Source organism: Vibrio lentus (assembly GCF_002875945.1).
Lineage (GTDB): Bacteria > Pseudomonadota > Gammaproteobacteria > Enterobacterales > Vibrionaceae > Vibrio > Vibrio apostichopi.
On sequence record NZ_MCZK01000176.1, the window covers coordinates 1 to 21,836 of the forward strand.

The window sequence follows — 21,836 nt, forward strand, 5'->3', positions numbered from 1 at the left end:
TACGCAACAAAGCCGAACAACTATTACATTTCTAATTGATAATTAACTTAATTCCTAATTTGAATTAACAGCCTCTCAATTCGATACCTTCCTCACATTAATAAGGATGAGCTCTCATCCTTATTATCTACTCCTAGCTTCTACGCCTTTGATTATTAATATCGAACATATGAGCTATTGATCCAATTAATTTCACTTAAACCAAATACAAAGCGTGATACTGATACTAGGCTTCCTATTTTTACGTATTAAAAATAACTTTACATATAGCCATCACAAATAGCTGGCCATCATTCAGACTAGGATATTCATCTTCATAAAAAGTGAAATATGGATATCAAACGTGAACAACATAAATATTAATAAGAACATCACTCTACAACGCACCTTCAACATTACAAAAAAGAGAAGCTTCAAACGATCAACGCTAGCCAAAGCGATTCTGCCTCTCTTCACCGCTACCCTTATCGCAGGCTGTGGTAGCGATAACGACAGCGACACGGATGCTGGCAACAGTGGGTTATACAAAGCTGGCGAAAACGAAGTCGTTGTTTACTACAAACGTGATGTCGCGGCTGCGAGCACGTCTAGCTCGACCTATGATGGCTGGGGATTGCACCTTTGGAATGGCGAAGGCTGTACCAGCACCGACTTAATCGCAATGGGTCTCAGCGAAACCGGTACCAACTGGGAAGCGCCATATGAATTTGACGGCATCAGCGATACCTACGGTGCCTACTATGTGTTGAAAGTCGACCCAGATGCTTCTGACCCGCATAAATGCATGAACTTCATCTTACACAATGGCGACGAAAAAGCGTTTGGTAGTGCCAATTCGAAAATCGAGTTAACCAAGCTTGGTGATTCGCAAGGTGTATTCGGATTCCATGGCAGCAGCGAGTTGTACTACGACCCAATCTCAGAGCGCCCGGTGAATATTGATGGACAAAAAGCACATTGGTTAGACTCGACCACCATTGCTTGGGAAGCCGCTAGCAATGCCGATTCTGTAAAACTCTTCTATGCATTAGATAACAGCATCACGATGAACGACGACAAAGAAATTGTCGGCGGAACTGCAATTGAACTAAGTAAAGACGGGGAGCTATCTTCTGAATTGAAAGAGCGTTTCCGCCACCTTGCAAGCTTACCTGCCCTTGCTATCGACGTTGACGACAATACTTTACGTACCATCTTAAAATCTCAGATAATTTTTGTTGCCTACAATGCTAATGGCGATGTTATCTCTTCAACTGAGGTTCAAAAACCTGGTGTGCTTGATGCGGTATTTGCTAGTGAAGATGCTGGTAATGCGATGAGTGAGGAACTAGGCGCGATTGTTGAAGGCAGTGCGGCTACCTTCAAACTTTGGGCACCAACAGCGCAAGATGTTGAACTCGTCCTATACAGCGAAGATCTGCAAAGTTCACAAGTCATCCCAATGACGGAAAGCACTGAGACGGGCATTTGGGCGACTGACGCCGTGTCTAATGCAGTCAACAGCTACTATCGTTACCAAGTGAAGGTTTACCACCCAACCACAGGCAACATTGAAACTCGCCTAGTAACCGACCCTTACTCACTCAGCTTATCGAAAAATTCTGCATACTCTCAAGTCATTGACCTGAATGATTCAACCTTGAAACCAGCGAACTGGGACGACTACGAGCGACCAACCGTAGAAAAAGACGAAGACCACGTACTCTACGAATCTCACCTTCGTGACTTTAGCTTCAGCGATAAGCTCGGAACAAAGAGCCTAAACGGCAAGTACCTAGCGCTTACAGAAGCAGATCGTGAGTCGGTCAAACATCTACAAGCTCTGCAAGATGCAGGCTTAACTACGCTACATATCTTACCTGCATTCGATATCGCGACTGTTGATGAAGATGAATCGAGCCGTGTCGATATTACTGACACCGTTGGTAAGCTATGTGATGTAAAACCTGCTGCCTCCTTGTGTGGAAACGAAGACGAAAATAAAGTCATCGAAGATGTACTCGATGGTTATGATCCTTCTACAGGCGATGCACAAGCGTTGATGAATGACCTGCGCATGCTGGACAGCTTCAACTGGGGCTACGACCCATTCCACTACACGGTTCCGGAGGGAAGTTATGCGACAGATCCAAACGGCTCTAAACGTATTCTCGAATTCCGTCAAATGGTGAAAGCCACGCACGACATGGATCTTAAGCTGATCATGGACGTGGTATACAACCACACCAACGCGTCTGGTGTGAACGATAAATCAGTACTGGATAAGATTGTCCCTGGGTACTATCACCGCCTTAACGTCAACACCGGTGGCGTCGAAAACTCAACCTGTTGTGACAACACTGCAACTGAAAACCTAATGATGGGTAAATTGATGGTCGACTCACTTAAGGTGTGGGCTGACGATTATAAAGTGGATGGTTTCCGTTTTGACTTAATGGGCCACCAACCAAAAGACGTGATGGTCGAAGCTCTTGCTGAAGTACGTAAGATCGACGAAAACACCCTGTTCTACGGTGAGGGTTGGGACTTTGGCGAAGTAGCCGATAATGCACGCTTCGATCAAGCAAACCAAATCAACATGGCAGGCACTGAGATCGGTACATTCTCGGACCGTCTGCGTGATGCTGTACGTGGCGGTAGCCCATTCGATGGCGGTGTCGACTCAGAAGGCAACCACCCACTTCGCTTTAACCAAGGCTTTGGTAACGCAGCGATTGCCAACGAAGAAACGAAAGTCGATCAAGACTCTATCAACGGTCGTTTACACAACCAAGACCTTGTTCGTTTAGGGATGGCGGGGAACCTCGCAGAATACGTGCTGATTGATTACAAAGGCGATACCAAACTGGGTAAAAACGTCGACTACAACGGTGCTCCCGCTGGCTACACCAAGATGCCTTCAGAGAACATCTCTTACGTTTCCAAACACGATAACCAAACGCTTTGGGATAACAACGCCTACAAGATCGCTGCAGGTACTAGCTCTGCAGAGCGTGCTCGTATGCAGTCTGTATCGCTCTCTACCGTGATGTTAGGCCAAGGCATACCATTCATCCATATGGGTTCTGAACTGCTACGCTCTAAGTCTATGCAGCGCGACTCTTACGATTCAGGTGACTGGTACAACCGCGTAATGTTTGATGGCACTGACAACAACTGGAATGTTGGCTTACCACGTGAAGATAAAGATGGTGCTAACTGGGATTTGATCAAAACCATCATTGCTGACAGCACGGCTAAACCAGATGCAGACGACATTGAGCTGACTAAGCAGCAATTCCTAGAGCTCTTGAAAATCCGTAGCTCAAGCGAACTGTTCCGCTTAGACACAGCAGACGAAGTTATGAAGCGTGTCGACTTCCGCAATGTTGGTGAGGAGCAAGTCGAAGGCCTAATCGTGATGTCTATCGATGATGGTATCTCAACAGGTAAAGACCTTGACCCAGCCAACGATGCAATTGTTGCTGTTGTAAACTCAACCAACGAGTCTCAATCATTCAAAATCACAGGAGCTACAGGTTTCGCACTGCACACTGTTCAACAAAGTTCAGCTGATGACACAGTGAAAGGCGCAAGCTTTGCCGCTGAAACTTTCACTGTACCTGCATTAACCACAGCAGTATTTGTGCAAACTCAAGACGGTGCACAAGGCGCTGGTTTGCCAGTTGATAACTCAGACAAGGATGTATCTAGCATTCCGCCTTACGGCCAAACGACGGTTTACGTTCGTGGTGACATGAATGGATGGGGCGCAACTGATGATTGGGCGATGAGCTTTGTTGCTAATGGTGTTTATTCTGTAACAGGCAACTTAGAGGCTGGTAACTATGGCTTCAAGTTTGCAGATGTAGATTGGGGAACACCTAACCTTGGTTGTGACTCTGTTGAACTTGCAGATGGCTTTATAGCTATCGAGACTGCAGATGATGGGAACTGTCAGCTTAGCGTAACAGAAGCTGGCAGCTACACATTCACTCTGAATGCGATTCACGAGCTAGATGACAATGTAGAAAAAGCGGTCGTTTCAGTAACCAAGAATTAGGCCTTAAAGCTTATGATTCTAATAAACAGATAATAAAACCAGCGCAAGCTAGCCTTTTGGGAGACGTCAGTCTCCCTTTTTTTATTCTCAACAAATACCAGTCCAAATACACCACACAATTTCCTTTGCCTCCCATCGAACAATACTCAATGTTAAGTGATAGACGAACCGCCTAGTTCTTAGTTCTTAGTAGAAAGCATAACAACTTCGTGTGAGCGTATAATTTAAGTGTATGTGAAATTTAGGAAGCGAGCTTAGGTTGGTAAATGAAATTGCGATTCGTCAACAGAGTTCGTATTTAGTTGTCAGAGAAGAGTAAATAGGCGAGAGTGTTTAAATTAGCAGTTAGTCAATCAAAACCATAAATACCAAGAACGTCCATTTATATTAGCCATTGGTTATTATGTGTAAGTCAGTGGGTATTTACACTTAAGTATTCGATGAATGTGAGTATTACTTTTAATTTATTACGGGCAATAAAAAAGGCCCCTAACAGGAGCCCTTCTTTTCATATCATTCGGTATTTACAAACTGTTTGATTACTTTTTATTGACGGCTTTTACAAATACTTCTTGCGCGCCTTCAATACCTAGTGCTTTTGCTTCATCTAATAAGCTAAGAGCTTTAGGAATATTGTCTTCAGTTACAGCTGTTTGAATCGCATTGTGATAGTAGGTTTGCGTTTCAGGTTGAATGGTATCGATCTTAGCTGCTGCCGCTGGCTTAGCGTTAGACTCGCTGCTCGATGAACCAAACGAGAAGAAGCTCGCTCTATCGATAGTTACTTCTATTTTGCCAACATTACCGTTTGGAATTGGGATATCTTTCACTTCTGGTAAATAGTTACCACGACCTTCGGCATCTAAACGAGCAGGATGGATCACATCTGTAAAACCACCAACCTCTTGCTGGTCAGTGTAAACCACTAAGAAAACCGAATCTTCTGTACGTGGTGGAAAGAACTCTTTTTCGGCAACAAGTCTATTGCCCAAGTGCATTCTAGGCTTCTTATATTCAAAGTCGCTTTGGCCGTAGCTTTCTAACTCTTTACCATTTTTGTCGTAGATTACCGCACGTGGGACAAATGCTGTATCTCCAATCAAACTAGAAATTGTTAATGAATACTCGCCGCGATTCGCTGGAAGCTCAACTGCAACCACAGGGCTATTAATCGATTGGTAGTTCAGGTATTGGCTTTCTGGCGTAACATCAAAAATTACAGAACTCGGTAATTTCATTGCTGCAAACTGAAGTCCAGCAATAGAATTTACTTGTTCAGCCTGCGCCACTTGCACTTGCTCGACTACTTGTGCAGATTGACAACCGGCCAACGCAACACAGCCGCTCAACATTAGAGCTTTAAAATACATAACCCTTCCTTTTTGTTATTTTTTTAAGAAATTTACTAACTTTAATTACCACAAAGAGAACTATTCACCTAGGGAACGATCAATTTATTTGTACATTCCTTAAAAAAATAGCCGACGCGAGCCGGCTATGAATTAGGACAGTTTAGGATTTGTTAAGCTAAGTGTTTACCACCAAGCTTCTACTTGGATACCAGCTACGTATTCAGTATCTTCATTTGTACCAAATGCGTTGTCATTTTCAGTATCTAGGATGTAAGAACCGTAAACACGGATTTCAGGACGAGCCCAGAAGCTGTCACCCATAGCCCAAGCTTGAGCTACTGTGAATTTAGCGTTACCAAAGTCTTCTACACCAGTACCAGCGCCGTTGATTTTCTCACCAGCATTGTAACCAGCTTCAAATACTGTGCGCATTGTGTCGTTCCACTTGTACATTGGACGAGCCACTACAGAGTACTGATCGATGTCTTGCTTAGAAGCACCAATTTCAGACCAGCTAGGTAAGCAAGTTGGTGACCCATTTCCCATGATTCGCCTAGGTTCATAACACCCCAGTTGATCAAGCGGTAACCCGTTGCATCATTTTGGTCGCCTGAACGGTCGTAGTATGCGCCAGCACCCCAGAAGTTAGCAGCTTGAACACCGTAGCCGTTAGTACCGTACTGTAATACAGTTTGGTTAAAGCCATTATCCATACCTTGGTGGATAATACCTGTAACTAGTAGACCGTCATCACCTTTAACTGATTGACCATCAGTTGAAGTAGCGAAGTTGTACGCCATCGCAACTTCTAGAGAAGCGTCAGACCAAAGGCCAATGTTAGCTAAACGAACATCAGCAATGTAGCCAGTTACATCTTCAGATTCTTTACCAACTACACCCCATGTAGGAGCGTCACCTGGATTCGTACCTGCAACCCAACCGTATTTGTCCGTATCAGATGCTTGAGAACCATTATCTTGAATCAATGCTACAGATAGCTTCTGGTCGCCAATTGATAGGTTCTCAACACCGCCACCAGTACCAGAAGTGTTCAGGAAGTAGAAGTCAGTGATGTGGATGTCTTTACGTTGGTAGTATGTTTTACCAGCCCAAATAGTCGCTTCTTTATCAGAAGCAATCAGACCTTTAGCTTTAACAGCAAATTGTGCAACGTTGAAGTCAGCATCTTCCCAACCATTTTCACCTGGAGCACCAGACGCAATCATCGACTCTAAACGCCAAGTTTGCTCACCTGTTTTTAGCTCTTCAGCAAAACCAAACTCAGAGTAGTTGTCATTTTCGTTACCTAGACGACCAATACCGTTTTTATTAACAGATACGTCACCAGAACCGCTTGCACTGATACCAGTACCAGCACGCATGTAACCATTAAAGTCAACAGCGAACGCAGAGCCAGCAGCTAGCGTTGTCGCCACTGCAGCAGCAATCAAACTTACTTTTTTCATTCTTAACTCCATTAAGGACGATTTATTTTAGGTTTTATATTTTTGCTCTCTTGCGGCAACCAAAGGCAGTTATGGCGGACGTAAGATAGAGAGGTTTAGGGTTTCCCCTGATTCGTTTCAACGGGGTCAATATTAAGAGGGGATGACAAGTTTGACTTCCTCCACCCCTCACTTAATTAAGGGGGACTAGAGGGGAGTAGGAAATATACAGAACGGTGTTTTAAAGAGGTAGATCACTTAATCTAGGAGGAGTAGGCAGCACCCAGATCTAATTATTCAGCATAAGTGAGATCTAGTTCAAATATATAATTTGAACTTCATCGATGAATTATTTTTTTCATCGTAATTATTATGTGAAGTTGCTTGACCTTACTGTGACAAAGCTTTTTACTAATAGTTCACTGATGTTGATAAACGAACAAGAAATCAAGCAATGACTAGAACGCTCGCTCGCCCTTATCCGCTAGGCGCAACGCTAGGTAACACTGGCTGTAACTTCTCTATTTATTCTCCTGACTGTAAATCCCTTTCCCTCGCATTATTCGATGAGAATGACGAATTCGTTACTTATAAACTAGACAACGAATACGCTGATATTAGATATGTGTTTGTTGAAGGTATAAAAGCAGGACAAAAATACGGTTTCCTTGCTGAAACTGATGAAGGCCCGATCCTGCTGTCCGACCCCTATGCGAAAGCAATCAGCGAACCACTCGATTACGTCACGCCATATAGCCATGAAAAGAGCTTTTCGATGGCAAAATGTCTTGTTGTTGATGACACCTTCGATTGGCAAGACGTGGAAAAGCCGCGTATCAGCCGAGAAGATACCGTTCTTTTTGAAACCCATGTAAAAGGCCTCTCTCAGCTTCATCCAGAGATGGCGACCAACACCAAAGGTCGTTACATGGGCTTGGTTAGCCCTGAAATGCTAGCGTTCTACAAACAGCAAAACATCAACTCTCTACAACTTTTACCTATTGCTGCGTGTATGCATGAACCTCATCTTCTAGACATGGGGAAAGTGAACTATTGGGGTTACAACCCTTACTTGTTCATGGTGCCAGACCCTCGCTATGCAGAGAAAGACGCAGTTACTGAACTTAAAACTGCGATTCGTGAGCTGCACCGCAATGGTATCGAAGTGATTCTCGACGTTGTCTACAACCACACTGCTGAAGGTGGTGAAGGCGGTACAACCTTTAACCTAAAAGCGCTAGATAGCCACTATTACATCAAACATGGTTGTCATTACGCGAACTTCACAGGTTGTGGCAATACGGTCGACCTCACCCACCAGCCTGCACTCAACTTAGTCATGGATACGCTTCGTTACTGGGTCAGTGAGTTCCAAATAGACGGCTTCCGTTTTGATCTGGCAGCGACACTGGGCCGAGAAGGCGATAATTACAATCCTGAAGCGGCGTTTTTCAAAGCCGTTGCTCAAGATCCGGTACTCAAAGAAACCAAGCTCATCGCCGAACCATGGGATATCGGCCCGAATGGCTATCAAGTGGGTAATTTCCCACTCGGTTGGAATGAGTGTAACGACAAGCTCAGAGACATCACACGCAGCTTCTGGCGTGGCGATCAAGGCTACCTAAAAGAGTTTGCGACTCGCTTGATGGGATCGCGTGACATTTACAGTGCTGCGCATTGGCCTTACAAACTCACCGTCAACTACATCACGTATCACGATGGCTTCACTATGCAAGATCTTGTTTCTTACAAGCACAAGCATAATGAAGAGAATGGTGAGAACAATCGTGATGGACATGGTGACAACCGCTCTGATAACTATGGTGTCGAAGGGGAAACTGAAAACCTATTGGTGATTGCGACTCGTGAAAAACAAAAGCGCAATTTCATGGCGAGCCTGTTATTCGCCTTTGGTATTCCGCATATCATGACCGCAGATGTACTGTCTCATTCTCAAAAAGGCAATAACAACGCTTACTGCCAAGACGGCGTAACCAGTTGGCTAAATTGGGAAGACTCTGAACGCAAGACGTACTTCAAGACTTGGCTGTCGGAAATGATCTCTGCACGTCAGCAGTACATGGTGCCATTTATTAAGGCATTCAGTGGTGAAAAGCGTAACTCTAACCGCATCTTCTGGAGCCGTGTTGATGGCACACTCATGGAACATGATGATTGGAACCGTTTAAGCTCGGTGGCGTTGCATTTAGGTATTGGTAAAGATGGCGACGAATTGATTTACTTGATCAACCAAACCAATGCACCAGCTCGCTTTACGTTGCCAAGTGATCGTGACCAAAACTGGGTGACCATCTGTGATACCAACTTACGAAACGTAAAACCGGGTCATGCGGAAGGTGAAATGTTGCTATCGCCGACTTCAATGGCGATTTTGCACTACTCTCCAGACAAGATTGATTTGATTTGATTTGATTTGATTTGATTTGATTTGATTTGATTAAGGTTAAAAGCTAAGTCAGCTTAATAAAACATCAAAAATCATAGAAGCCAGTTATAGTTATGACTGGCTTTTTTGTTAGCTGAATATCACAGAAATCATCCTTTTATATGGAATCATTTGCATTGATGTGATTACGAAAACTGTTTAGTATGGCCATACTATAAAAATGAATCTATAACGTCTTTGGATATCATGGCTTTACCTAAAACACTTATTCGGCTTTTCAAACCATACATACTCTTATTAACCGGAGGAATGCTCTATCTCGCAGCAGCTCAATTGACCCAAGTTGAAAACTCAGCAGAGTCTCAATCATCTTCAAACATCCGTATTGCCACCTCCGTCATCAAGTCCAATATCGAAGCGACCTTCGGCAAATTGTATTTCTTAGAAACCAGCCTTGGTGACCAAAAAACAGGGGCGGTTAACAGCGATAAATTTGTTGAATTAAGTGAAAACATTCTAAAAAGAACACCTAATTTTGCCGATATTATTCGTTACCAACCTCAATCTGAGCATTACATCTCCACTCGAGGCTTCCCACTTTCAGCAAGCCAAGTCTCGGCTATTGAATGGCAACCGCTAGATACCGTCGTCGATGACTTCTACATCTCTTCGATTTATCAAAAGCCAGACGACCGCTGGGTGTTCGCAGTCAAACATACCGTGGCCAAGCTCAATGAAGAAATATGGATAGAGTTTGATTTACTGCATACCACACAAGGCTTAAGGGACTTAAAAACGCTCAGCAATGGCTACGTGTTTGTTGTCGATAGAACCACTGAACGACTAGTGTTCCACCCAGATCCGAAACGCGTCGGCTCTAAATCGATCAGCTATCATGCGGGGATCAGTCACTTACTCTCTTTAGGTCAACTCAAGGGTAATCATGAGTACTACTATCAGGACAATTTCAAGGTTTCTGTGTTTGACGCTGACAACAGCCTTAATTGGGTATTCATTGCCGGTACCGATAGAAAAGACATTCTAACCAGCTCTCACCAGTTCACGTTGACGGGTATTGTTATCGGCTCGCTTCTATTGCTTTGGGTTGTGGCCAACTACCTGATTCACCGACTTAACTCAGCCCTGTCGTCGCTTAATCGAGTGAATGATCTTGCGAGTTTTAAAGTTCAGTTGAAATCGATAATCAACAACTTCGCTTATCATAACGGTGTTCAATTTTGTCTGTACCAAGCCGAGTGTCACTCGTTTTGTACCATTGACTATCACGGCAATAAGTCGATTGTTCACATAGACCAAGCACTTGCAGACAGCTTCTTCCCAGAACAGTTAACCTACCAAAATGGTAAGTACGCTGATGTGTTGGCGAGAAAGCTCAAAATCCATCAACGCCACTATTGCATCCCACTTCACGCCCGTGAGCAGCTCATCGCGGTGATTTACATCAATAGTCGCTTTCCGGTCAATAAAACCATTCTGCGTATGATCCGTAGTTATACAGAGGTTTCTTTATCTAATTTACTGATTCACCTGCAGGTTAGCTGTAAAGACTTGATGACCCAGCTAGACAATAAAGCGCATTTTGATGAAGCTTTACGTCTGCATGCGTGTGAATCCGACACCTACGTTGCTCTGTTAGATATCGATAATTTCGACCACATAAATCGAGCTTATAGTGAGTCGATTGGCGACAAAATGATCAAGCTGACCGCAGAAACTTTACGTTCCCATTTTCCGAAGCCCAAAGGCATCTGCCTATCTCGCTTAAACGAAAAGGAATTTGGTATCGTATTCAAGGCCAATAGTGCGCAAGACGCGAAACATCAGCTTGATCTGTGTCGATTGATTATCGCAGACAAAACCATTGAAACGCCTGAGATAACACTCTCACTCAGTGCGAGCATTGGATTTTCTCAGGTTGAAGGGGCCGTCGATGCCGCCCTAGCCTTGGCTGAACAATCCAAATTGATTGCACAGCAGCTAGGAAAGAACCGAGTGGAAGGCCATATTAGAGCCGTCGCGCAAGCTTCATAAACCGCCGCAGATTTCCGTATCCACATAAAGCACCTAGGATTTAACCTCTAGGTGCTTTTGTTTTTGTATAAAGTCATTACAATGCGCCTTCGATACGACAACGCCCTATCACTTTCTAACGACACGAATCTTATGAAGCTCAGCAACCGACTGCAAACTCTCCGCTCTCTTGTCAGCAATGACTACCAACACATTTGGGACTGCTGCTGTGATCACGGTTTCTTGGGTGTTCAATTGTTGTCAGACAACAAAGCACCTCTGATTCACTTTGTTGATATTGTCCCCTCTCTGATGAACGAACTTGAAGGCAAGTTAACGCGTTACTTTCCTCAAGATAACAACGTTGAGCAACACGAGCAGAGTCAGTGGAAAGTCTATTGTTTAGATGTCGCAGCCATTCCGCTAGACAAGCACACTGGCAGACACCTCGTTATTATTGCAGGTGTGGGTGGCGATCTAACGCAAAAGCTCGTCGATGATATTCATCGCCAACATCCAGACAAAGATATCGATTTTTTACTTTGCCCAGTGCATCAGCAATTCGAGCTAAGAAGCCATTTAAAAGCGCTCAAGTTCGGCCTTATTGATGAAGTGTTGATCGAAGAAAACCGTCGTTACTACGAAATTTTATTGGTCAGCAATAACCAAGGCGAAGCTGAAAAGAACCAAGCTGTTAGTGAGATATCAAACGTGGGTGACAAGATCTGGGCGTCGAGTTGCGAACAGCAGTTACAGATATCTCAGCAATACAAAGCCAAAACATTGCAGCATTATCTGCGTATTCACCAAGGCCAAGAGCAGCAAGGTAAGCCTAGCGAAGTGAAGCACATCATTGATGCTTACCAAGCGATTTAGCCCTCACCTGTTCTGCATATAACATTGTTTCTAATGCCACTAGAATATAGTAAGCACTAACTTCACAGGTCGAAACTGATAAAACGTATTCAATAAAAAAGCCGATAGTTCAATGAACTATCGGCTTTTTTGATGCTATTGGTTTAATTTGAGCTTACTGCTCTTGTTTCTTATGAACCGCATCGGGCTCATCAATCGTTTCAACCTCACAGGGCGTATCAACCCCATAAACTGTATCAAGATAGTCGTCTTTCTCTTTCCACGTTTTATTCAACCAACTGTGGAAACGGCGTTTAAAGGCTTTATCTTCAAAGTAGTTACCGTTTACATTCTCATCCATTGGGTGCAATTTAATACGCACGACCACCTTCTTCATCTTACCTTTCAGCATGTCTTCAAACGGAGAAGTCTGATTCTCTGGGTAAGCCAAAGTAACGTCGACGATACCATCTAATATTGGGCCCATTGCAGACAGAGCAAACGCCACACCACCGGTTTTCGGTTTTAGTAGGTGTCGATAAGGTGTCTTCACTGTCGATAACTTCTCGTGGTTAGCACGTGTTCCTTCGACAAAGTTGACCAATGTTGTCGGTGCAAGTTTGAATTTGGTGCACGCCTTATTAATCGCATCAAAATCATCATTACGACGTTCAGGATTACGCAGTAAAAACTCGCGTGAATGACGTTTCATGAACGGCATGTCTAAACCCCAGCAGGCCAAACCGACAAAAGGAACATATAACAGTTCATGCTTAAGGAAGAACTTAGTCATCGGCATCTTGTCTTTCAAGATAGAAGACAAAATCACAATATCCGCCCAGCTTAGGTGATTCGACATCATCAAATACCACTGCTTGGTCGAGATATCTTCCCCGCCTTCAACTTGCCACTCGATATCGTTATTGACGTTAAGCATCCACAAGTTAAGGGAAGCCCAGCACCAAAACGTAAAGTTAGCTAAACGAGTACACACTTTTTGAACCGGATGTATTGGGAGAATCAGTTTGATGAGGCCAAAGAAACTGACGGTAAAAGCCGTCATGGCAGTATTGATTGTCACGAACAAAACGTTCAAGACCATACGAAGATTATCAAGCATAAAACATGGCTATATTGAGATCGAAAGCCGCCATTATACTCATCTGTAAATTATTCTCTTCAGTTATTGGTGGAATCGTTCAAGGGTCAAACCACTCATTGAGTTTAATCAAGCTCAGTTCAAAATTAACCATAACAAAGCACCATGACCTAATCTTTAATAAAACAAAAAGACCATTACATGTCATAAAGACTTAATACGCAACATGTCCTTTCGACTCGATTTAAAGTAATTCCTCTCAAAAGTATAGTATTGATAAGCATTCTCATTATTGGCATGGTACATGCAACTCCAAAAAGTAAGATAGTTGAGTATCCTTAATGAGATAACTTCTCTAAACAAAGGTGATGATATGACAGATATTCCTCATGGCTTAGTAACCGGAAAAGTAGTGCACAAGACCGAATGGACAGAACAACTGTTCTCGCTTGAAGTCAGTGCGCCAGTCTCGCCCTACCAAGCTGGGCAGTTCACTAAGCTGGGATTGCGTAACAGTGAAGGCGAATTTGTTAGACGTGCTTACTCAATGGTGAATGCACCAGAGCACGAACACGAACACGGCCATCAATCGCTTGAGTTTTTAATTGTTAAAGATCAAAACGGCCAGCTCTCTCCTCAACTTCATCAATTGAAGGTAGGTGACGACATCTTTGTCGGCAAAGACCCAAGTGGGTTTATGACATTAGAGGAGATCCCAGAGATCGCAGACGATCTATGGATGCTTTCAACCGGAACGGCCGTGGGCCCTTTTATCTCTATGCTCGAAAGCCTGTTGATAGAACAACAAGGCAACGTAGATTTCAACAAAACAGCGTCGTTCAACAACCTTGTGCTGGTTCACGCCGTAAGAACAGAGCAAGACCTCACCTATCAAGACCGAATCAATCAACTCGTTGAACACTTTCAGGGGAAACTTAAGTATGTGCCAATTATTTCTAGAGAATCAGTCACCGGAACTTTGCGCGGACGAATCCCAAGCTTGTTACTTGGAGGCGACCTTGAACGAGCCTCGTCTATCACTATCAACCAAAGACATAGTTTCTTCTTTCTTTGCGGTAATCCCCAAATGGTTCGAGACACGAGCGAAGCACTAATATCGTTGGGGTTACAAAAACACTTACGCAAGAAGCCAGGTCAATTTAGTAGTGAGAACTATTGGTAATCCTGACCACCAATGCCATTGAAGCGATGGCGACTTTTCACAAGACAAGCTTCAACGCTTTAATTGCCAAGTATTAGTTTCCAAGCATTAATTTCAAAGTATTAGTTACAAAACATTAGTTTCAACGCATCAGTAATAACACAGTTAGAGAAGAGGTTTTATATGAGTCATTTACGTATTCCGTCACACTGGAAAATTCAACGTTCAACGCCATTTTTCACCAAAGACAACATACCTGCTGCATTGCTTAACCACCACAACACCGCAGAAGGCGTATTCGGCCAGATCTGCGTAATGGAAGGGACTGTCACCTTCTATGGCTTTGCTGATGCCGACGCGACGGAGCCAGAAAATGTTATCACGATCCAAGCTGGGCAATTTGCTACCAGTCCCCCTCAATATTGGCATCGAGTGGAACTGAGTGACGATGCGCAATTCAACATTAACTTCTGGTCAGAGAAAGAGACCAAGAAGATGTTCAACACCCGAAAGTAAGATCCATTCAATATTGATGAACTTATAAGCAAGCTACTTCGTAGTGTGATTTCCCATGTTCAAAAAGTGATGATAGAAGACCCAATAACCATAGTAATTACAGTGACTAATGGTGATAGACAAGACAAAAAAACTCTAGCACACTGAACAAAGTTATTAGTTTTAATCCCGTTTCAGATCATGAATAAGTGGATTATTTATATTTAGGTAAGAGAGGAAGCCATGCTCAACATTGCTTTTTTTAGCTCAAAATCATACGACGAAAAATCATTTGAACTTGCAAAAGGCGAACTCAACGCCGAGTTCCATTTTCACGATTTTCGACTCACTACAACAACAGCAAAAATGGCGCACGACAACGAAGTCGTTTGTGCGTTTGTAAACGATGACCTATCGCGAGATGTGCTAGAGATTCTAGCAAAAGGCGGCACTAAGCTGATTGCGATGCGCTGCGCGGGCTTTGATAAAGTCGACTTAGACGCAGCCAAAGAGTTTGGTCTGCAAGTGGTTCGCGTTCCTGCTTATTCACCAGAATCGGTAGCAGAACACACCGTCGGTATGATGATGTGTTTGAACCGCAAGCTACACAAAGCATACCAACGAACTCGTGATGCGAACTTCTCTCTTGAGGGTTTAGTTGGCTTTAACTTCCACGGAAAAACCGTTGGTGTAATTGGTTCAGGAAAAATTGGCCTAGCGACCATGCGTATTCTGAAAGGTTTAGGCATGAACATCTTGTGCTACGACCCGTACCCGAACCCATTGGCACAAGAACTGGGCGCTAAATACGTAGAACTCGACGAGCTTTACCAAGAGTCTGACGTGATTTCTCTGCACTGCCCGATGAGTAAAGAGAACTACCACCTGTTGGATGCAACGGCATTTGGCAAAATGAAAGATGGCGTGATGATCGTCAACACCAGTCGTGGTGAACTGCTTGATTCGACAGCCGCAATTGAAGCGCTCAAACAGAGCAAGATTGGTGCGCTTGGCCTTGATGTCTACGACAACGAGAAAGAGCTGTTCTTCCAAGACAAATCTAACGATGTGATTGTGGATGATGTATTCCGTCGCCTATCAGCTTGTCACAACGTGCTGTTCACAGGTCACCAAGCCTTCTTAACTAAAGATGCTCTGTTCAACATTGCCAATACAACGCTCACCAGCGTCGATGCCTTTTTCACAGGCAACACCAGCGGCAACGAACTGGTTTAACAACAAATTGAGTTAATAGCAGACTGACAACAAACTAGCTCCACAAATACAAAGCCACGCTATTCCTAAGTGAACAGCGTGGCTTTTTCGTTTATCTAGTATTCAAAAACAGTTCCTAGACGCAGAAATGACAATCCTCGACATCCAAACCATAAATACCTTTGCGAATGGCCAAATGCTCCGCACCAGCCTTCACACCCATCTCATAGCCTGCATCCAAAACAGTTTGGTCCATAGTTAATCGCTTAACCGCGAACGCTTCTGGTGGTGCTATCACTTTGATGGTCGCATCTTTTGGTGGATTGCGAATGAACTCCAAAGATTGGTTGTAGTTTTCAGCACGTACTGCCATTGATTCAGCAATATTTGGGAATTTCTTTAACAGCTTTTTCAGCATCCACTGATACTTCTGCGGCTTCATTCGGTAGCTAAGTGGGTGAGACAGAATCACGGTAATGTCGCGTGCACCACGTCGGTATGCTTCACGAACTGGAATCGAATCAGCCACACCACCATCGGTATAGCAACCACCCGAGAAACATGGTGTCTCACGGTAAGCGATAGGTAGCGCGGTTGTCGCTTCAACCACATTAGAAAGATTTTCAGGCTTGATATGATAGTAATCCGCACTGCCAGTATCGACGTTCGTTACAGCAGCAATTAAGGGCACACTTGAGAACAGCTCACCGCAATCGAGTGGATAGCGGTGATTAGATTCATCCCACAACCACTTAACGTCGACCAAATTGCCGCCTTTGGCAAAGCGAGCAGGGTTAAAGAAGGTTTTATCGGTCGCCATCGTGGTGATCACGTTATAGCTGCGTTTCGGTGCTTGAGACAAGTAGCCAACCAGATTCGATACACCCGCAGATACACCAATGGCAAAATCATAAGGACGGAAGTCGTCTTGCATAAAGGCGTCCAACACTCCGGCAGCGAAGATGCCTCTCATTGCTCCACCTTCAACGATTAATGCGCTTTTACTCATCTCAAACTCTACTACTTTATAAACTGATAGTTGCAGGATAATCCCGTCCATCTTATAAAGATAATGGGATATGTTTATCAATTCGATAGGTAAAAGCTATCAATAGAGATAGCTCAATTTTTCAATGATTTAGGGTGACTTGATGAGCAGCGAGATCAAAAAAGGCCATTGAGTGATTAACTCAACGGCCTTCTGACTATTTAAACGAGTTTATTGATTACGACTTAAATTCGCTCACATCGATTTCAAGCAGTTTACCAATGCCTTCACCGTAAGCTGGATCAGCTTTGTAACAGTGTCTTAGGTGACGTAGTTGAATATCTTTAGGCACGCCGCCTAGGTTACGAGCAGTGTTATCAAACAGAATCGCTTGTTTTTCCGGTGTCATCAGACGGAACAGGTCACCCGGTTGCGAGAAGTAATCTTCATCTTCGCGGTGATCCCAATGCGCTGCAGTACCATCTAGGTTCAATGCTGGTTCTGCAAAGTCTGGTTGCTCTGCCCACTGGCCTTCGTTGTTTGGCTCATAACCCAATGTGCTACCAAAGTTACCATCAACACGCATCGCACCATCACGGTGGTAGCTGTGTACAGGACAACGAGGAGCGTTCACTGGGATATGCTGATGGTTAACACCTAAACGGTAGCGCTGCGCATCACCGTAAGCAAACAAGCGACCTTGCAGCATCTTGTCTGGTGAGAAGCTGATACCCGGAACCACGTTTGCAGGGTTGAATGCCGACTGCTCAACTTCAGCGAAGAAGTTTTGTGGGTTACGGTTCAATTCAAACTCACCCACTTCAATTAATGGGTAATCTTTGTGTGGCCAGATCTTAGTAAGGTCGAACGGGTTGTAAGACACTTTCGCTGCATCCGCTTCTGGCATCACTTGTACTTTCAGTGTCCATTTCGGGAAGTCTTGATTATCGATGCTGTCTAGCAAATCGCGTTGATGGCTTTCGCGATCATTACCGATCAATTGTCCAGCTTCTGCATCAGACAAGTTCTTAATGCCTTGCTGAGATTTGAAGTGGAATTTAACCCAGAAACGCTCGTTGTCTGCGTTAATAAAGCTGAACGTGTGGCTACCAAAACCGTGCATATGGCGGTAAGTCGCAGGAATACCACGGTCACTCATTACGATGGTGACTTGGTGAAGTGCTTCAGGTAGAGAGGTCCAGAAATCCCAGTTGTTCTTCGCGCTACGCATGTTTGTGCGCGGGTCACGTTTAACCGCATGGTTTAGATCTGGGAATTTAAGAGGGTCGCGTAAGAAGAATACTGGCGTGTTGTTACCCACCATGTCCCAGTTACCTTCTTCAGTGTAGAACTTCAATGCAAAACCACGGATATCACGCTCTGCATCAGCCGCACCGCGCTCGCCCGCTACCGTTGTAAAACGTGCAAACAGGTCGGTCTTTTTACCCACTTCAGAGAACAGTTTTGCCTTGGTGTACTTTGTGATGTCGTGTGTAACGGTAAATGTACCGTAAGCACCTGAGCCTTTCGCGTGCATACGACGCTCTGGAATGACTTCGCGGTCAAAATGCGCCATTTTTTCTAAAAACCAAACATCTTGAAGCAGTTGAGGCCCGCGTTTACCCGCAGTTTGAACATTCTGGTTATGAGCAACAGGACAACCCGCAGCTGTAGTTAGTTTTTTACTCATCATCAATTCCTTATTACCATTTAGGTACAGCATCTTTGCTGCACCTTCACTTCTGTATGGTGGTTATTCATCACACAAAACCACGCAGCAATTAAGGATATAGAATAAGCCTGACTCAAAGTAAAATATAATCGTTTGTAATTATCGTTATCATGGATAAAACCTATCAAATTAATGATCTAAATCATAATCATTCAACATTGATAATAGTATTTACAATATAATAATCATAAGGTTAGGTAACATCACAACCAAAGTTTGAATTCACTAATTCTTATAACAACTCACTATTTTTGCGATATTCTGTGACCTAACCGTAAAGTCGCAGCGATATTTCTTGCCGTTCTTGTTAAGTTAAGTTCCGCCTCTTGTAATACTTTTTCTAAAGTTTGTGGCGATCTTACCGTCCCAAACAAGCTGCTCATTTCACCATAAAGCGCTTCTACGTCTGTACCTAAAGATCCGGCAATCCCTATGGTTGGGATACCTTGCAAGCTCGCACGTTTGGCAATGCCATAAGGTGTTTTTCCTTGTAGAGTTTGGTTGTCCATTTGCCCTTCGCCAGTGATCACAAGGTCGGCACCTTTCAACACTTCGTCGGCTTGCAAAACATCCAGTACCATCTCGATGCCGGGTTTGATTTGCATATTGAATATCAAACCAAGCCCCATCGGCGTACCACCAGCCGCGCCATAACCCGTGCGCTTGTGAACAGGTTCATCGCCACCAACACAATCTTGCGATTCAGCAATTTTTGCAAAGTTCGCAAGCGCAGTATCAAGCATCAATACTTGCTCGGGGGTCGCCCCTTTTTGTGGGCCGAATATGTGGCTAGCACCGTTATCACCACACAGCTGATTATCCACATCGCACGCGACGATCAGCTCAATACCAGCACAACGTGAATCTAGGTCTGAAAGGTCAATAGATGCTAACTCCGTTAACACAGCACCACCTCGGCCAAGCTCTTGTCCTTTTCCATCTTGCCCTTTACTAACTAACAAGCGTCCACCTAACGCTTGTACAATGCCTGCACCACCATCGTTAGTCGCACTGCCGCCTAATCCAAGAATGATGGTTTGAGCGCCCTGCTCTATCGCTTCTAAAATCAACTGTCCTGTTCCAAAAGACGAAGCAATCAACGGATCACGTTGCTCTGGTGTCAATAAATCCAAACCAGATGCGGCAGCAATTTCAATCAATGCCGTTTTGTTGGGGTTGCGATCGGATTGTTCAAGCATCGCCCATTCAGCATTAACCAATGCGCCCAACGGCCCTTCTACTTGGTGGGTTCGCTTTTGTCCTGCTAAACCTTGTAGCAATACATCTACTGTACCTTCGCCACCATCAGCCAAAGGTAAAGTCACATAGTCAGCGTCAGGAAAGATTTCACGAAAGCCCTTTTCAATACACGCCGCCACCGATACCGCCGATAGAGATTCTTTAAACGAGTCTGGTGCAATAACAATTTTCATACTGAGAGATCCAAAGAATATTAGTTTTAATGAGTGCCCGATCCAAAAATGCCCCTATTGAAGATCAGCAAGCTAATCACTTAATAGGGGCAGTATATAAAGGTCAGCAGTATTAGTTAGTAACGGCTGTCTTTACTTGTGATTTCTCTTTGCTTTTTAGCCACACAAATACAGCACCTAGAACCGCAATTGGAATAAGTGGGTCAATCAGCGTACCGCCTTTACCAAACACTAGGTTAAGAATCATGATGATGCTTGCACCAATCGCCCATGCGATGGTTGAAGACACAGACCAGATCTTGATTTGGTCTGCAAGTTCAGTAATACCTAGCGTGCGGTTGATGATATGGAAGTATGAATCGTTCAGGTGAGAGAAGCCTACTGGCCCTACCGCACAAGCCAGTGCTACGAACACAGGGTCTAGACCTAACGTTTCGACTAGAGGCAGTGTCATCGTTGCTGCAACCATCATTGATGCCGTTGCTGAACCTTGGATTAAGCGAAGCATTGATGCGATGGCTAACGGAACTAATAGTGGAGGAATCCCGCTGCTCGCAATCGCTTCTGCTACTTGAGGGCCAGCACCTGATGCTTTAAGTACTGCACCCATTGCGCCACCACAACCAGTCACTACAAGAATTAGACCCGTAGTAGACAGAGCATCATCCATAGAGCTAACCATGTCTTTACGTTCAATATGGCGAGTAAGGCCGTATAGTGCCATAAGAACACCAATACCAACCGCAACTACAGGATTACCAATTAAAGAGATCACAGTGTGCATTGCGCTGTCACCCTGACCAACAAGTGTGTTGATTAGGATAAAGGCGATTGGAAGAAGGATTGGACCAAATGATAAGAAGTTACTTGGCAGTTCTTTGTCATCCGTCTCCTTTACTTTTTCTAGGTTTGCCCAATCAGCTTGGTTAGTGATCCATGTTTCACCGTTTGGTACGCGGTAGTACTCGTTACCTACTCGGCGAATATAAATCATAGAAAGCAGCATCATAGGGATAGAAACCATCAACCCCCAAAGCATGTACTCACCTAGGTCTACACCTAGAATACCCGCAACCGCAACCGGACCTGGTGTTGGTGGCACAAGTGCGTGAGTGATCAGGAGACCAAGCGCTAGCGTCACACCCAAGCCAACCGCAGACTTACCCGTATCACGTGAAATTGCGCGAACAAGAGAGTGCAAAATGATGTACGCAGAATCACAGAAAACCGGAATAGCGACAAGTACACCTGTAAAACCTAGTGCTAAATCTTCACGACCTTTACCACACAGCTTTACAAACGTTTTTGCCATTCTAACAGCGGCACCAGAACGCTCGAAACACGCGCCCATGATAACGCCGAATGCGATGATCAAACCAATGCCACCAAGCACACCACCAAAGCCCGCTTTGATTGCGTTGATCAACTCTGTTGGTGCCATACCAGCAAACAGACCCATGATGATACTGGCAATAATCATAGCAAGCGCGACTGGGATTCTCGTTTTAATGATCATACCCATCATGGCTAAGATGCCAATTACAATGCCTATCAGTGCTCCATCCATTTTTATATTCCTT

General features: G+C 44.2%; 15 protein-coding genes. 7 read left to right on the top strand and 8 right to left on the bottom strand.

Annotation, left to right across the window (positions count from 1 at the left end; genetic code table 11):
* The first annotated feature begins 394 nt into the window (after window positions 1–394).
* The gene (pulA, locus tag BCT49_RS23950; protein WP_102438787.1) at window positions 395–4,042 is read left to right on the top strand and encodes a pullulanase-type alpha-1,6-glucosidase; all 3,648 of its coding nucleotides are present in this window, start codon (window positions 395–397) and stop codon (window positions 4,040–4,042) included.
* A gap of 539 nt (window positions 4,043–4,581) precedes the next feature.
* Here pulA and BCT49_RS23955 read toward each other — a convergent pair.
* The 3 genes from BCT49_RS23955 to BCT49_RS23960 form a co-directional block, all read right to left on the bottom strand.
* Window positions 4,582–5,412 (bottom strand): MalM family protein, encoded by an 831-nt coding sequence (locus tag BCT49_RS23955; RefSeq protein ID WP_102438715.1) that lies wholly within the window; start codon window positions 5,410–5,412, stop codon window positions 4,582–4,584.
* A 165-nt stretch (window positions 5,413–5,577) separates the two neighbouring features.
* On the bottom strand, window positions 5,578–5,940 hold the full coding sequence (locus BCT49_RS26410) for a carbohydrate porin (protein ID WP_425336959.1): 363 nt from the start codon (window positions 5,938–5,940) through the stop codon (window positions 5,578–5,580).
* The gene (locus BCT49_RS23960) at window positions 5,859–6,860 is read right to left on the bottom strand and encodes a carbohydrate porin (protein WP_425336960.1); all 1,002 of its coding nucleotides are present in this window, start codon (window positions 6,858–6,860) and stop codon (window positions 5,859–5,861) included. The genes BCT49_RS26410 and BCT49_RS23960 overlap by 82 nt, the downstream gene beginning before the upstream one ends.
* A gap of 433 nt (window positions 6,861–7,293) precedes the next feature.
* Here BCT49_RS23960 and glgX point away from each other — a divergent pair, with 433 nt between their 5' ends.
* The 3 genes from glgX (at window position 7,294) to BCT49_RS23975 (ending at window position 12,153) form a co-directional block, all read left to right on the top strand.
* Window positions 7,294–9,267, top strand: coding sequence for a glycogen debranching protein GlgX (gene glgX, locus BCT49_RS23965; protein ID WP_102438717.1), 1,974 nt, complete (start codon window positions 7,294–7,296; stop codon window positions 9,265–9,267).
* A 288-nt stretch (window positions 9,268–9,555) separates the two neighbouring features.
* The gene (locus tag BCT49_RS23970) at window positions 9,556–11,298 is read left to right on the top strand and encodes a sensor domain-containing diguanylate cyclase (RefSeq protein WP_102438719.1); all 1,743 of its coding nucleotides are present in this window, start codon (window positions 9,556–9,558) and stop codon (window positions 11,296–11,298) included.
* Window positions 11,299–11,430: 132 nt separating this feature from the next.
* A complete protein-coding gene (locus BCT49_RS23975; protein ID WP_102438789.1) occupies window positions 11,431–12,153 on the top strand; it encodes a tRNA (adenine(22)-N(1))-methyltransferase in 723 nt (240 codons plus the stop codon).
* 154 nt (window positions 12,154–12,307) lie between these two features.
* Here the strand turns inward: BCT49_RS23975 and BCT49_RS23980 are convergent, their stop codons facing one another.
* Window positions 12,308–13,252 (bottom strand): acyltransferase, encoded by a 945-nt coding sequence (locus BCT49_RS23980; RefSeq protein WP_102438721.1) that lies wholly within the window; start codon window positions 13,250–13,252, stop codon window positions 12,308–12,310.
* A 352-nt stretch (window positions 13,253–13,604) separates the two neighbouring features.
* Between BCT49_RS23980 and BCT49_RS23985 the strand changes: the two genes are divergently transcribed.
* The 3 genes from BCT49_RS23985 to BCT49_RS23995 all read left to right on the top strand — a co-directional run bounded on the left by BCT49_RS23985 (window position 13,605) and on the right by BCT49_RS23995 (window position 16,124).
* Window positions 13,605–14,414, top strand: a complete 810-nt coding sequence (locus tag BCT49_RS23985) for a ferredoxin--NADP reductase (RefSeq protein ID WP_102438723.1) — start codon at window positions 13,605–13,607, stop codon at window positions 14,412–14,414.
* Window positions 14,415–14,576: 162 nt separating this feature from the next.
* A complete protein-coding gene (locus BCT49_RS23990; protein ID WP_065111520.1) occupies window positions 14,577–14,909 on the top strand; it encodes a DUF1971 domain-containing protein in 333 nt (110 codons plus the stop codon).
* 222 nt (window positions 14,910–15,131) lie between these two features.
* Complete coding sequence (locus BCT49_RS23995) at window positions 15,132–16,124, top strand: 2-hydroxyacid dehydrogenase (RefSeq protein WP_102438725.1); 993 nt, start codon at window positions 15,132–15,134, stop codon at window positions 16,122–16,124.
* A 115-nt stretch (window positions 16,125–16,239) separates the two neighbouring features.
* Here the strand turns inward: BCT49_RS23995 and BCT49_RS24000 are convergent, their stop codons facing one another.
* From BCT49_RS24000 to BCT49_RS24015, 4 genes are all read right to left on the bottom strand, one after another.
* On the bottom strand, window positions 16,240–17,112 hold the full coding sequence (locus BCT49_RS24000; RefSeq protein ID WP_102438791.1) for a patatin-like phospholipase family protein: 873 nt from the start codon (window positions 17,110–17,112) through the stop codon (window positions 16,240–16,242).
* Window positions 17,113–17,329: 217 nt separating this feature from the next.
* Entirely contained in the window at window positions 17,330–18,781 is a 1,452-nt protein-coding gene (locus BCT49_RS24005) for a catalase (RefSeq protein ID WP_102438793.1), read from the bottom strand.
* Between the two features lie 287 nt (window positions 18,782–19,068).
* The gene (locus BCT49_RS24010; protein ID WP_102438727.1) at window positions 19,069–20,256 is read right to left on the bottom strand and encodes a glycerate kinase; all 1,188 of its coding nucleotides are present in this window, start codon (window positions 20,254–20,256) and stop codon (window positions 19,069–19,071) included.
* Window positions 20,257–20,368: 112 nt separating this feature from the next.
* Window positions 20,369–21,823, bottom strand: coding sequence for a GntP family permease (locus tag BCT49_RS24015; RefSeq protein WP_099167033.1), 1,455 nt, complete (start codon window positions 21,821–21,823; stop codon window positions 20,369–20,371).
* Between the last annotated feature and the right edge of the window lie 13 nt (window positions 21,824–21,836).